We start from the raw sequence: 14204 nt of genomic DNA on the forward strand, positions 1-14204 counted from the left end.
AGCCGATTAAGAAACTGACCAAGTAATCAACATTTCAGGTGAGAGCAATATGCTTGCCAATAGTTAATAAAATCGAAAAATTATTTAATTGAACCAGTTGGTCAGTTTTTTGCAGAAACCCTTCCTAACGCTGCGGAAAACCTGCCTGAAGAGAGGAATGGGGTGCCGCTATACACCGCAAATAGCCTGCTAGCGGAGAGAACCATGATCGAATTTCTTCTGAACGGCCAAATTGAAAAAGTTGACCAGTTCGACCCAAATTTGAGCATCCTGGAATGGTTGCGCACCAAAATGCGCCTTACCGGTACCAAAGAAGGCTGCGCCTCCGGAGACTGTGGTGCCTGCACGATCATTACAGGAACAGCTGACCAAGATGGCAACACTCATTACGACGCAATCAACAGTTGCATCACCTTGCTGGGAAGCCTTCATGGCAAGGAACTGATTACCGTCGAAGCCTTCCAGCAGAAACCACGTCATCCGGTCCAGCAGGGCATGATGGAGAAGCACGGTGCCCAATGCGGTTTTTGCACGCCCGGCATCGTGATGTCGCTGACGGCCCTGCATGCCAACCGCAAGAACAGCACGGTCAGCCGTCATCAGATTCTTGAGGCCCTGTCTGGCAATCTCTGTCGCTGTACCGGCTATCGTCCGATCATTAAGGCAGGACAGGATGCCATGGTTAAAGAATGGACACCGGATACTGAGCACCCGGCCGCTGGCATGGCCCCCGGGTCGTCGGAATCTGCTCTGAGCCGGATTCACCAGAACAACATCACCATCGAAGCAGCCGGAGGTTCACGGTATGACGCGCCGGTCTGCCTTGATGACCTTCGCTCATTGCGCCGCGCCTATCCCGATTCCAGACTGGTCGCCGGCAGTACGGATCTGGCACTGGAGATCACTCAACAGCTGAGTTCCCTGGATCATCTGGTCAGTGTGGAACGCGTACCGGAAATGAAAGGCTGCGCCCTAGAGGGCGACGAGTTGGTGATAGGTGCTGCCACTACCTATCAGGCATTCAGGGAAACACTGTGCGAACTTTGGCCGGCGTTCGACGCCATGCTCGAGCGACTCGGCTCACTACAGATCCGCAACCGGGGCACTTTGGGCGGCAACATTGCTAACGCTTCGCCCATCGGCGATATGCCGCCACCGCTGATCGCACTCAATACCATTTTGGTGCTAGACGGCCCGGACGGGCAGCGCTCGATGCCTATCGAAGACTTTTTCCTGGGCTATAAAGAAACGGCCCTGAAATCGGGCGAATTCCTCCACTCTGTGCGGATCCCGGCACCGAAAACCAACGAAACTTTGCACATCTACAAAATCTCGAAGCGATTGGACGACGACATCTCCGCCGTTCTGGGCGCTTTTCGACTGACCATAACCGATGGTGTGATCAGTGACTGTCGCCTTGCCTTCGGCGGCATGGCCGCCACGCCCGCCCGGGCACTGCAAACGGAGAACGCGCTCAAGGGGCAGCTCTGGAACGAAAACAACGTGGCCGCTGCGATTAACGTCCTTGGCAGCGACTTTTCACCCCTGAGTGATGTCCGGGCCTCGGCCTCTTATCGGCTTCAGGTTGCCGGCAACCTTCTGCGCCGCGCCTGGCTGTCTTCGGATTCACTCCCACGCGAGCAACTGACGGTGACCGACTATGCGTAAACTGCCCCTGAACACACCCACACCGGCCCACACTGCCCAAGGGCTGGCCGGACAAAGCGCCAAACACGACAGCGCCTGGAAACACGTCAGTGGTCAGGCCCGATACATTGACGACTTACCCATGCCGGAAGGCATCCTGCACGCCGCGGTCGGTCACAGCCAACAGGCCCACGCCCGAATAATGTCCATGGATCTGGAGGCCGTCCGCCGATACCCCGGTGTCATCGCCGTAGTCACTGCCAAGGATGTGCCTGGCCATCTCGACATCGGCCCGGTGTTCCCCGGTGACCCGGTACTGGCGGATGAGATCGTGGAGTTTATCGGGCAGCCCCTGTTCGCCGTCGCCGCAACCTCCCACGAAGCTGCACGCAAGGCAGCGAAGCTGGCGAATGTTCAATACGAGCCCCTGGATGCGGTCATTACCGTAAACCAGGCACTGGACAAAGAATTGTTTGTTCGCCCCAGCCAGACCCAGTTGCGAGGTAACCCTGATCATGCTCTCTCCCAGGCATCTCATCGCCTGATCGGCGAACAGGTCGTCGGTGGACAGGAGCATTTCTACCTGGAAGGACAGGCTTGTCTAGCCGAACCCACCGAAGACAGGGGTATGTTTGTTCACACCTCCAGCCAGCATCCCTCCGAAGTACAGAAGCTGGTCGCTGAGGTATTAGGGCTGCCCATTCACGAGGTCCAGACTGAGGTTCGAAGAATGGGCGGCGGCTTCGGCGGGAAAGAGACCCAGGCGGCCCCAGTCGCCTGCATTGCAGCCCTACTAGCCAATGCGACGAGCCGACCGGTGAAGTACCGTTTGTCACGCCCCGACGATATGATCCAGACCGGTAAGCGGCATGACTTCTTCAATACCTATGACATCGGCTTTGACGATGACGGCCTGATTCAGGCGGCCGACATTATGGTCGCAGGCCGTTGCGGTTACTCCCCCGACCTGTCCGATGCCATCGTCGATCGTGCCATGTTTCATGCCGATAATGCCTACTATCTGAACCAGGCCCGGGTTACCGGCCACCGCTGCAAGACCCACACCGTTTCGAACACGGCATTCCGGGGCTTTGGCGGACCTCAGGGCATGATGATCATAGAACAGGCCATGGATGATATGGCCCGCCACCTTGGCCGCGACCCGCTGGATATCCGCAAGCTCAACCTGTACCGGCCCGGACGCGACATCACCCATTATGACCAGACCATTGAACAGCACGTACTTCCGAAGCTGATGGAGACGCTGGAAACCAGCTCTGACTATCGTCAACGGCGTTCGGAAATCACCAAATTCAACCAGTCCAGCACGGTACTCAGGCGGGGGCTGGCGCTGACGCCTGTAAAGTTTGGCATCTCCTTCACCGCCAAACACCTGAACCAGGCGGGCGCACTGGTTCACATCTATACCGATGGCAGCATTCATGTAAATCACGGCGGTACCGAGATGGGCCAGGGGCTCTATATCAAGGTGGCGCAGGTGGTTGCGTCCGCTTTCCAGGTCGATCTTGAGCGCGTCAAAGTGTCCGCCACGCGCACCGACAAGGTGCCCAACACCTCGCCAACCGCCGCCTCTTCCGGCTCCGACTTGAACGGCATGGCAGCACTGGACGCCTGTGAAAAGATTCTCGCGGGGCTGACAGACTTTGCAGTACAGAACTGGTCGGTCTCACCAGAAGCCATCCATTTCTCGGATAACCAGGTGCAGATCGGCGACCTGCAGATGCCATGGGAAAGCTTTGTTCAGGCCGCCTATATGAACCGGGTACCACTGTCTTCCTCAGGTTTCTACGCCACTCCCAAGATCCACTACGACCCGGAAAGCGGAAAGGGGCACCCGTTTCTGTATTACTCGAACGGCGCCGCCTGCTCTGAAGTAGTGATCGACACCCTGACCGGGGAATATCGGGTCCTTCGTACCGACATCCTGTTTGATGCCGGTCGCTCCCTGAATCCCGATATCGATATTGGCCAGATCGAAGGCGGGTTCGTCCAAGGTATGGGCTGGCTGACCACGGAAGAACTGGTGTACAGGGATGACGGCAAACTGCTAACAACCGGCCCTGCCACCTACAAGATTCCGGCAGTCTCGGACTGTCCGCCCGACCTGAGGGTTGCTCTGCTGGCCGACAGCCCGAACCGCGAAGCCACGATATTTCACTCCAAAGCGGTCGGGGAACCGCCATTGATGCTCGGCATCGCCGTCTGGAGCGCCCTGCGGGACGCAGTCTCGAGCCTCACCGACTATCGCTTCAGCCCACCGCTGGACACGCCCGCCACACCAGAACGGGTGCTGGGTGCCGTCACCGCTAGCCAGGCCTGGCTTGGCAAGCAGCAGGAGGCATCCTGATGGAACGTCGAAAGCTCTGGTACCAGGCCGTAGCCGACTGCGAAGCACGCGGTGAGCCCTATGCCCTGGTCTCTGTTCTCGGCGTAGCCGGGTCGGTCCCCCGGGAGCCGGCCAGCAAGATGGTGGTCACTGGTGAACACAGTTACGACACCATCGGTGGCGGGCACCTGGAGTACCAGATTTGCCAACAAGCCCGGGACAGGCTGGCTCGTCAGGACTATACCAGCGACCTCGCACACTTCCCGCTGGGCGCCAGTCTTGGTCAGTGCTGCGGCGGCAGCGTGTCGGTACTACTGGAAGCACACCCGGGGAGTGAGCAGGAACTGATACTGTTCGGGGCCGGCCATGTCGCCAAAGCGCTGGTCACTATCCTCGCTCAGCTGCCCTGGCGAATCACCTGGGTGGACGAACGTCTTGAGCTGTTTCCATCTGATGTACCCGCCAATGTCCATATCCACCACACGGATGACCCCGTCGGTGATGCACCCAACCTGTGCTCGGGTAAACACGCTCTGATCTTGACCCACAATCACCAACTGGATTTCGATCTCTGCCGCGCCCTGTTAACCGCCGGCGGTTGCTCAAGCCTGGGCCTGATCGGGTCAGAAACCAAGGCAGATCGATTCCGCAAGCGGCTGGACCACCGGGGTTTCAGTGCCGATGCCATCGACTCCATCCGCTGCCCCGTTGGCCATCCTGATGTCCCCGGTAAACGGCCAATGGAAGTGGCCGTCTCGATCAGCGCCGAACTGCTGGCTCTGACCACCCCCCACCGGACAACTTCCGCCCGACGAGGGTTGCCCTGGCGGCAACTGCGGGGGCTGATCCAGAACACCGATACGAAAGAGACAACCGAATGACCATTGAAGCACTCAACGCCCTGCACCATGAGGAAGCGGAAGCCCGACTCGCCCGCAGCCATGAGTTCTGGCCAAAACTGACTGAGCAAGACTGGTTCGATGCCTTTGAGGCTCATCCGAAGATGGGAGACATCAACAGTCTGCGTGCAACGTATGCCAGCATCAAAGCCATGGTCATTGGCGAGCAGGCCAGGATGACCAAATTGCGACTGGAGAAACTGCTATGAGCGCAAAAAGCTCCGTTACGACTCACATTCTCGATCTCGGCAGTGGCCAGCCTGCCGCCGGTGTGGCGGTCAGCCTGTATCGGGTTCAGGGCCAGGGTCATACCGCCATTGCCAGTGGCACAACCGATGCCGATGGCCGCGTAATGGACTGGTTCGATACCGCTCTTGAAGCCGGCCACTACCAGCTCCGTTTTGCGACCGGCGACTGGTACCACAGCCTCGGGATGGACGCCTTCTTCCCCGAGGTCTGCCTGGAGTTCCGGGTCAACGATCCGGAGGCCCACTACCACGTTCCCCTGCTGTTGAATCAGTGGGGCTACTCAACGTATAGGGGGAGCTGATGACCACAATGACAGATCCATATCTTCCACTGGGCTGCAAGGCTCACCGGGGCACAGTGCTCCATTTCCTGGAAGACCCGGGCAATGAACCGGAGCCCGCGGCGGGCAGCGTGGCCTTCTTCGAGGACGGCCTGCTGATTGAGCACCATGGCAAAGTGCTGGTAGCCGGTGACGCCAGTGCATGGTTGCACCAATTGCCCGAAGGCACTGAGGTGACCCACTGGAAAGACCAGCTGATCCTGCCGGGTTTTATCGACACCCACGCACACATGCCCCAACTGGGGGTTATGGCCAGTTACGGTGCCCAGTTGCTGGACTGGCTGGAAACCTACACATTTCCTCATGAGGCCCGATTCAGCGACATGGACTGGGCCCGGACTGAAGCGAACCGGTTTACCGATCTGCTGCTACGCTACGGCACCACCTCGGGCTTGGTATTCTGCACCTCCCATCCTGAGTCGGTGCATGCCCTGTTCGAGGCTGGCGAGCAACAGGGAATGGCCCTTACCGCGGGCAAGGCCATGATGGACCGCCATGCCCCCGAAAACCTGAAGGACACGGCCCAGAGCAGCTACGACGACAGCCTCTCGCTGCTGGAAACCTGGCACAAACGCGGACGCCAACGCTACGCGATTACACCCCGGTTTGCCGCTACTTCGACGCCGGAGCAGCTTTCGCTCGCCGGCAAGCTCGCCGCAGAGCATCCGGATGTCATGGTGCAGACACACTGGGCGGAGAATACCGGCGAAATCCAGTGGATCCGTGAACTGTTCCCGGAGCGCTCCAGCTATCTGGATGTGTACGATCACTATGGCCTGCTGGGCGATCACACCGTTCTGGCGCACGGGATTCACATTGATGATGTAGACCGCAAACGACTGTCTGAGACGGGCACCCGCATCGCTTTCTGCCCCACCTCAAATACCTTTCTGGGCAGCGGACTCCTCGACTTCCGGGAAGCCCGCGAAGCTGGGGTTTCGGTCGGGCTGGCCTCTGATGTTGGCGGAGGTACCAGTCTGTCGATGCTGACCACCATGGCCGAGGCCTACAAGGTTTGTCGGCTACGCGGCCAAACCCTGACGCCCTGGCAGGCGTTCTATCTCGCCACACTCGGCAATGCCCGGGTCCTGCATCAGGACCAGCAGACCGGCAGTTTTCAATCCGGGCGCTTTGCTGACTTCGTGGTCCTAGATCCGAGCGGAACACCGCAGTTGGCCATGAAGCAGGAATTCACACACACGCTCTTCGAAACTCTCTTCAATCTGATGATTCTGGGCGACGACCGAGCCATCACCGCCTCTATCGTGGCCGGTGAACTACGCCACCAGGCAGCAGGAACTGACGCTGCCACCACCTACTTCACGCAAGGAGCCTGAGCCATGGAAGCCTACCTCAGCGAATGGTTGTCCCTTCTGGTCCGCTGGTTTCACGTTATCGCAGGCGTTGCCTGGATCGGCGCATCGTTCTACTTCATCTGGCTGGACAATCACCTGCGGGAACCACCGGAATGGAAGAAAAACGAGGGCATCAAGGGCGACCTGTGGGCCATTCACGGCGGTGGTTTTTACGAGATCGCCAAGTACAGACTGGGGCCGAAGGAAATGCCCCGGGAACTGCACTGGTTCAAATGGGAAGCCTATTCAACCCTGCTTAGCGGTCTGGCCCTGCTGTTTGTTGTTTACTACATGGGCTCACCGGGCTATCTGATCGACCCGGCCAAGGCCGATCTCAGCACCGGTGCCGCCATCGCAATCGGCCTGGGCAGCATTGCCGTGGTTCTTGCCATTTACGAAACCCTGATTCGAAGCCCTCTTGCCGACAAAGGCAAGGCGTTTGCGCTAATTCTGTTCGGCATTCTGGTTCTCGTCGACTGGGGGCTGTTTCAGGTGTTCTCAGGCCGGGGCGCGTTTATCCACGTCGGGGCGGTGATCGGAACCATCATGGTGGCCAACGTCTTTCTCGGCATTATTCCCTCACAGCGGGCGCTGGTCGACTCGGTCCGGGCGGGGGAAGAAGCCAACGAAAAGGTCGCTCGCCTGGCCATGCTCGCCAAGCTGCGCTCGACCCACAACAACTACCTGACGTTGCCGATCATCTTCATCATGATCAGCAACCACTACCCGCTGCTGTATGGAAACCCTCACGGCTGGGCAATCCTGGCGGCCATCGGGTTCATCACGGCCTTCGCCCGGCACTACTTCAACCTCCGGCACAGGGACATCAACCAGCCCTGGATATTGGCGGTCGCCGCAGTGCTCACCGCTGCCTTGATCTGGCTTGTGGCCCCGGCCCCGGCAACCACGCTGGATACGGCCGACCACCCGGAGGTCAGTAATGAGGTCGCAATCGCTCTCATCAACACCCACTGTGTGGCCTGTCATGCCAGCAGCCCCGGCCATCCGGCCTTTCAGGCACCGCCAGCGGGCATCAAACTGGAGAACCTGTCGCTTCTTGCCATGCACGCCGACAAGGTACGCCAGGCGGCGGTAGATTCTCACTACATGCCACTGGGCAACCTGACCGGCATGACGAACGAGGAACGCCAGCTACTGGGGCAATGGCTACAGCACAACAAACCCTGAAATCATCCTGAAAAAAGGCCTCCCGAAGGAGGCCTTTTTCACTTTGGAACGTTCTATCCCGATTACTTCCGGGCTTCGGCCGCCTTCTCTGCGGCATCAAAGTTGGCCTGGATTCGCTGCAACAGGTAGTCCCGTGCAGAGATCGGCGGGTATTTCTTTCCCGGCCCCTGAATAACCTGCTCTTTGTTCGCCTGACAGAAGAACGCCATGCTGTATCGGGGCCCCTTGTATTCGCCCTCTTTCGGCATCCTGACCCGATGCAGGGTCGACTTCAGACGGTCATCGCTCCAGCGCATCAGCATGTCGCCGATATTGCAGGTAATCCGGTCCTCTTTCGGCGCCACAGTGAACCACTCCCGGTCATCACCTTTGCCCTCGGCGTCTTTGCCCGGGCTGACCTGCAGGCCACCCTGGCCTTCCTGCTGGAACACCATGGTCAGGCAATCAAAATCGGTATGGGCCCCGGCGCGCCAGATGGATTCATCCAGGCGGGCATCGTCGGCCAGGGGCAAATAGTGCAGCAACCGGAGCGTGCTCTGATAATCCTCCAAACTGCGATCATGGGCCCGGCCAAAGAAGTCCCTCTCAAACCCGAGACGATCGGCAAAGCACGACAGAACCGTCATACCCAGCTGCCAGGCGCGGTTCTCGAAATCCAGCATCACCCGGCTGAATTCCGGGACCACCGTCTGGTTCGGCCAGAGATCATCCATGTGTGGGAGCGTAATCTGGAACGACTCTTTCTCATCCGCCGTTCCGGTGGACGGCCGTACCTGTGACTTGAACTCCCAACCGGAATTCAGTCCTTTTTTCAGCGGATACTGTTGTTTGCTGCTTTCCGGCAACGCAAAAAAGCACTCGGACAATGCAAAAGCCTGCTTGATCAGGTCGAGTTCAAGCCCGTGATTGGACAGTTGAAAAAAGCCCACGTCAGTGGCAGCTTGCCAAAGCTGATCAGTGATCTCTTCTCTACGGCGATCAAAGTCGGACAGATCGATAACGGGTATGTCCCCTTCGACCTCCCGACCCATACCACCAAAGGTCGTTTCCAGGTCCAGTTCTTTCAGCGCGTATTTTTCTGCAGTGTGAGTCATTGTGCCTCCCGGCATATCGCCAATGATTAGAACGGTTTCCGAAAGCAAACATGGCAGGAATGCGGGAGGCAGTGCATGGCCATCGCCGCCAACCACGCCTGCAGGCACTTTCGGTCGACGACTGAGCAATGACCCGAAGTCGCGTGTCTGGCGATTCCTGACTGCTTCTACTCAGACTCGCAGGCGATCCCCGGAGGAACCTGACCTGCCATGCAAAAAGATGCAGCATTTGTGCCATATGACTAGCTCTGCAACCGCTTTGAAATTCAGGGGCCCGGGCCTGCACGGCGTATCAGGGCGAGCTTCAGGAGAGCCATTCGAGTGCAGCCTTCGGAAGCCTCGCACCAGCGTGGCGCATTAAAACCGCCGACAACGAGGCAGCACCTACTCTGACCAACCGGTCAGCAAATGGCCGCAATCTTGCATTGCAGTCCGGGGTAACCACCATTCAGAAGAGTAGAAGCGGTCAGAGGAACGCGCGATACCGGCAACACCTCGGGACATTGCTCTTGAACATCGAGAGGAGCAACCATTGGACTACCTTATCAAGAACGCCGTCGCAGTCGCGTCCACCGGGTTTTCGGATGCCCGGGACCTGCGCATCCGGGGCGGATACATTACCGAGCTGGGCAACGCCCTCGCCCCCACACAGGAGGACCCGGAAACCGTCATTGATGCGTCCGGCTGCGTGGTCTGGCCAGGGTTGGTGAATACCCACCATCACCTTGCCCAGTCCATCATGAAGGGCGTACCGGAAGGGCTGAATCAGGATCTTGGAGGCTGGCTCAGCAGCGTACCCTACCGCTTCTGGCCAAAGGTGACGCCAGAACTTATGTACCATGCCGCTCGTCTGGGACTGTATGAACTGATTCGTTCCGGCGCCACCACTTGCGCCGACCACCATTACCTTTACCACAGCACCACCAGCTCGGAGTTGGAAGACGCCGTCTGGCAGGCCGCCGAGGAACTCGGCATCCGGATGGTTCTGTGCCGGGGCAGCGCCACGGAAACCGGCTCCCATGAAGGCATGATCGAACACAAGATCGAGCCGGAAAGTATCGACCAAATCATCGACCGCCTCGACACAACCCGAAAAAAACACCATCAAGCCGGGCCAGACGCCATGAAAAAACTGGTTGTGGCGCCGACCAGCCTGATCCATTCCAGTTCTCCGGAAGGCCTGAAAGCCCAGGCGCAATGGGCACGGGAAAACAAACTGAGAATGCACTCGCACTTGCTGGAGGTAGACTTCGACGAAATTCAGGCCCATAAGAGATATGGTCAGAGCGCGATCGATTATGCGGAATCCTGCGGTTGGCTGGGGAAGGACGTCTGGTACGCGCATCTGGTTCACAGTGACGCTCATGCCATCGAACGCCTCGCCGCCACCCAGACCGGCATCGCGCACTGCCCCACCTCAAACTGCCGCCTTGGCAGCGGGATTGCCCCGGTGATCCTGATGGCTGAAGCCGGTGTGCCCATTTCCCTGGGAGTAGACGGTTCGGCCTCTGCCGAATCCGGATCGATGCTGCAGGAACTGAACCTGACCTGGTTAATTCACCGGGCTCAGAACGGGCCCGATGCCACGACACTGGAGCAGGTTCTTGAATGGGGAAGCCAGGGTGGCGCAGACCTCCTTGGTCTGGAAAATACCGGTAGCCTGGCCGTCGGAAAAGCGGCGGACCTGGTGCTGTATGACGTCAACAATCCACGCTTTGCAGGCGTGCACGCTCCACTGATGTCACCGCTTATGTGCGGTGAGCCGGTACACGTCAAGCACAGTTTTATACACGGCAAGCGCATCGTCAGCGACGGATGTGTCGCCGGCCTTGACGAAGCGGACTTGACACGAAGCGTCCGGAATAGCGTTGCGGCACTCCTGAAAAACGCCTGAACAAGCACTTCCCATAATAAAGCCGGCAGGCCACTTACCTGCTGGCTTTTTATGGGCAAAAGCGCAAGCTTTTATTGCGGCAGCGTAGCGGTCATACCTTCAACGTACCAGTTCATGCCAGCCAACTCTTCCTTGGTCATTGAAACACCTTCAGGCACCCGAAGTTCGCCCGACTGGTCTTTCAGGGGACCAGTGAACGGATGGAACTCACCCTTGTCGATTGACTCCATTACCGAATTCACTTTGGCGCGCTGTTCATCGGTCAGGCGCTCTGAGATACCAACCACCTGAATCACGTCGTCAGAAATCCCGCCCCAGTAATCGGCCGGCTCCCAGGCCCCGTCCATGACCGACTGCACGGTATCGATATAGTACGGCGCCCAGTCATTTACCACAGACAACAGGTGCGCATCGCCACCAAACTTCCGCATATCAGAGGCCTGACCAACACCCCAATTGCCTCGCTTGTCTGCTGCAATCAGCGGTGCCGGGCTGTCGGTGTGCTGAATAATCACGTCTACCCCCTGGTCCATCAGGGCATTGGCTGCATCAGCTTCTTTAGCCGGGTCGAACCAGGTGTTGACCCAAACGACCTTGAGCTCAATATCCGGATTCACCTCCTTGGCACCCAAGTACACGGCGTTGATGTCGCGAATGACTTCTGGAATAGGGAAAGAGGCGATATAGCCCAGGGTATCGGTTTCGGTCACCAGACCAGCGGCCGTTCCAGTGACATAGCGACCTTCATAGGTGACGGACAAGTAGGTGCCAAGGTTTTCACCTCGCTTGTACCCCGTGGCATGCAGGAAGGTAATGTCGGGAAATTGCTCTGCTACACGGGCCGTCGGATTCATGAATCCAAAGGAGGTGGTGAAGATTACATCATTGCCGGCCTGAGCGAGTCGCCGAATGGTACGCTCTGCGTCAGCACCCTCACTCACGTTCTCGACATAGGTGGTAGACACTTTATCGCCAAAATGCTCTTCAAGGGCCAGACGCCCCAAGTCATGCTGATAGCTCCAGCCGTGATCCCCGACGGGACCAACGTAAACGAAGCCAACCTTCATGGGGTCTTCTGCCAGTACGGACATGGACATACTGAGTGTGGCAGCAAGTACCAGGCTAGATTTGGGTTTCATGGATAATCTCCTGAGCTTTTGTTTCATTTCGCGTTTTGGTTTAAATCGCTTACTAGACGGTCACAGCAAAAAGCTGGCCAACTGCTCAGGTTTTTCAGTCCATTGTTTTAACTAACATTTATGAAAGCTTCACCCCGCTCCAAGAAATACCGGGCACCAACTTGGATCAGTTTCTTCTGACTGCACCTCAACGACTCGTTTACCTTCGCTAGGGTGAACTCCATCCAGCGCAGCGAATCAAAGGTCATTCTTGAGGAATCAGAAATTCTCACTCGGGAGTACCACGGGGTTCCAGCCCTTTCCACAACCGATTTTACCACGACAGATCCCTTTTCAATCTTGATCGGAAAATCTGCTTTTCCAGCTCGTCATGGTTCATCTGCGCTAATGCCTGCCTCTTCGCCTAAACTCGGAACTCGCGAAGCCAACAACAACGTGACCCGGCGATCGGGCTTGTGGCAGTCTTTAAGATCATCACCTCTCTTGCCTTTGCAACCTTGCCCGGTCACCGAGCTATCCTCGCCGTGGGCCGTGTCGTTACCGTAAGCTCTTCAGGTTCTGGTTCATGCTCTGGTGCGAGCTCAGCCACGACCTGTGGCTGCCCGGTGATGCTCACATCACATTCCGACACAGCCAGTTCTTTCGTCCACTCTGTGGTTCTCCAGAACCAGCGTGCCTTCGCCGGTTTTCATCAAGCCGTTGTTGCCGCTGATCACACTGTCGATGGTGGCCTGATAGCCACTACTGGCCGTCGGCTTCCACCGCGCCATCCACATCAGATACCTTTACGGTGCCGGCATCCCCCGCAAAGATGGCAAAGCCGGGGCTGGGGATCATGGGACCGGTGACAGAACCGTTGGCATCGGTCCAGACGGAATTCGTCGCTGTCCAGGTGCCGTCGCCGCCGCCCTGGGTAGTGCCGCTGGCCAGGCCGTTGGCGTTCCAGAAATTCAACGTGGTGCCACCGGTGTTGATCAGGTTGATCTGTTTGTCGCCGGTAAGGTATTGCAGGCCGTAGGACGGATCCGGGCTGGCCAGCTGCAGGCCACCGTTGCTTCCGGAAAGGGAGCCGGTGTAATCAAACAGGCGGTACAGGCCCCGACCAAAGCTGCCGGTGTCGTTCAGGGTCAGCGTGGCACCATTGATAGCCAGATCGCCGTTGATGGAAACACTGTCGCTGGAGCCCGGTGTCGAGAAATCAACGCTTGGCGCACCAAACTCGAAATCCAGCAGGCTGCCCTGGGCCAGGGTCAGGTTGCCGTCGACGGTGAGCGTGCCCAAGCCTTCGCCCGGCGCCAGGGTGGCCGCCGGATTGCACCGTGGTATTGCCCAGTGCGCCGCTGCCGCCCAGCAGGCCACCTCTGTTCACGGTAAAACCCACCCCATTCATGACGCCGTTCTTGATCAGGTTACCGTCACCAGAAATTGCACCGTCATAGAGGTAGTCGTTGGCCCGATTGATTTCCAGGGTGCTGACACGACTGAAGTGCAGATCCCCCACAATGGAACCGGTATTGCCGCCGGCACCAAGGGAAAGGCTCGCACCATTGTTAAGAACGGCAGAGCCAGTAAAGGTATGGTCGCCAGTCCAGATAACGTCCGAGCCAATCAGACCGAAGTGCCCCCCCTCACTCACCCACCAGTCCTGGGCAGTGCCTTCCGTTAACGTCCAGGCGCTGCCACCGGCTTTTTCAAAAGATTCGAATCCACGAAAAATATCGGAGGCATCCGTTCCAACTAACGAAGTATCAAAGGTGCCATCAGCGCTGCCGCCCAGTGCCAACACATCATTACTGCCATTAGCCTGCACATTGCCGCCCAGGCTATAACCGTTTTCCAGGGTCAGGCGATTGTCACCACTGACAAAGTGAACCGCCGTTGCTTGGTTGGCACTCGCATTGACCGTACCGACCTGGGTCACCGCCAGGGCGGAATCGGTGATGCAGTAACCACCCACGCCATCTGTGCCCGTTGTGTCACCGCTTCCGCCTGTTCCGCCGTCACCACCCAGCACCTGAGCACCGGCGTCGATACGAATATTGGCGCTGGCGT

The 14204-nt window shown here is 58.1% G+C and carries 13 protein-coding genes; 8 read left to right on the forward strand and 5 right to left on the reverse strand.

Annotated elements, in window-relative coordinates; translation table 11 throughout:
* Nucleotides 1-204 precede the first annotated feature (204 nt).
* From xdhA to R1T46_RS01165, 7 genes are read left to right on the forward strand one after another with little or no spacing between them, the layout of a single operon-like run.
* Nucleotides 205-1668, forward strand: coding sequence for a xanthine dehydrogenase small subunit (xdhA, locus tag R1T46_RS01135; protein ID WP_317307070.1), 1464 nt, complete (start codon nt 205-207; stop codon nt 1666-1668).
* Nucleotides 1661-4015 (forward strand): xanthine dehydrogenase molybdopterin binding subunit, encoded by a 2355-nt coding sequence (gene xdhB / locus R1T46_RS01140; protein ID WP_041332572.1) that lies wholly within the window; start codon nt 1661-1663, stop codon nt 4013-4015. The genes xdhA and xdhB overlap by 8 nt, the downstream gene beginning before the upstream one ends.
* Nucleotides 4015-4875 carry a xanthine dehydrogenase accessory protein XdhC gene (xdhC, locus tag R1T46_RS01145; protein ID WP_317307071.1) on the forward strand — a complete coding sequence of 287 codons (861 nt, stop codon included), beginning with the start codon at nt 4015-4017 and terminating at the stop codon, nt 4873-4875. Before xdhB ends, xdhC begins: the two co-directional genes overlap by 1 nt.
* Nucleotides 4872-5102 carry a hypothetical protein gene (locus R1T46_RS01150; RefSeq protein WP_041332571.1) on the forward strand — a complete coding sequence of 77 codons (231 nt, stop codon included), beginning with the start codon at nt 4872-4874 and terminating at the stop codon, nt 5100-5102. The genes xdhC and R1T46_RS01150 overlap by 4 nt, the downstream gene beginning before the upstream one ends.
* Nucleotides 5099-5443 carry a hydroxyisourate hydrolase gene (uraH, locus tag R1T46_RS01155; RefSeq protein ID WP_091644537.1) on the forward strand — a complete coding sequence of 115 codons (345 nt, stop codon included), beginning with the start codon at nt 5099-5101 and terminating at the stop codon, nt 5441-5443. Before R1T46_RS01150 ends, uraH begins: the two co-directional genes overlap by 4 nt.
* An 8-nt stretch (nt 5444-5451) precedes the next feature.
* A complete protein-coding gene (guaD, locus tag R1T46_RS01160) occupies nt 5452-6819 on the forward strand; it encodes a guanine deaminase (protein WP_052479656.1) in 1368 nt (455 codons plus the stop codon).
* 3 nt (nt 6820-6822) lie between these two features.
* Nucleotides 6823-8025, forward strand: a complete 1203-nt coding sequence (locus tag R1T46_RS01165; RefSeq protein WP_091644540.1) for a urate hydroxylase PuuD — start codon at nt 6823-6825, stop codon at nt 8023-8025.
* A gap of 62 nt (nt 8026-8087) precedes the next feature.
* On the opposite strand, the gene R1T46_RS01170 is transcribed toward R1T46_RS01165, so the two are convergent.
* Nucleotides 8088-9119: an isopenicillin N synthase family dioxygenase gene (locus tag R1T46_RS01170; protein ID WP_041332570.1), complete on the reverse strand. Its 1032-nt coding sequence runs from the start codon at nt 9117-9119 to the stop codon at nt 8088-8090.
* Nucleotides 9120-9651: 532 nt separating this feature from the next.
* On the opposite strand from R1T46_RS01170, the gene R1T46_RS01175 reads away from it, so the two are divergent.
* Nucleotides 9652-11013: an amidohydrolase family protein gene (locus tag R1T46_RS01175; protein WP_317307072.1), complete on the forward strand. Its 1362-nt coding sequence runs from the start codon at nt 9652-9654 to the stop codon at nt 11011-11013.
* A gap of 71 nt (nt 11014-11084) precedes the next feature.
* Here the strand turns inward: R1T46_RS01175 and R1T46_RS01180 are convergent, their stop codons facing one another.
* The 4 genes from R1T46_RS01180 to R1T46_RS01195 form a co-directional block, all read right to left on the reverse strand.
* Nucleotides 11085-12152, reverse strand: coding sequence for a BMP family ABC transporter substrate-binding protein (locus tag R1T46_RS01180; protein ID WP_041332568.1), 1068 nt, complete (start codon nt 12150-12152; stop codon nt 11085-11087).
* 617 nt (nt 12153-12769) lie between these two features.
* Complete coding sequence (locus R1T46_RS01185) at nt 12770-12922, reverse strand: hypothetical protein (RefSeq protein WP_158498346.1); 153 nt, start codon at nt 12920-12922, stop codon at nt 12770-12772.
* Entirely contained in the window at nt 12894-13433 is a 540-nt protein-coding gene (locus R1T46_RS01190) for a hypothetical protein (RefSeq protein ID WP_317307073.1), read from the reverse strand. The genes R1T46_RS01185 and R1T46_RS01190 overlap by 29 nt, the downstream gene beginning before the upstream one ends.
* Nucleotides 13351-14166, reverse strand: a complete 816-nt coding sequence (locus R1T46_RS01195; protein ID WP_317307074.1) for a hypothetical protein — start codon at nt 14164-14166, stop codon at nt 13351-13353. Before R1T46_RS01195 ends, R1T46_RS01190 begins: the two co-directional genes overlap by 83 nt.
* Nucleotides 14167-14204: the final 38 nt, after the last annotated feature.

Origin of the sequence: Marinobacter salarius, assembly GCF_032922745.1 — a bacterium.
Lineage (GTDB): Bacteria > Pseudomonadota > Gammaproteobacteria > Pseudomonadales > Oleiphilaceae > Marinobacter.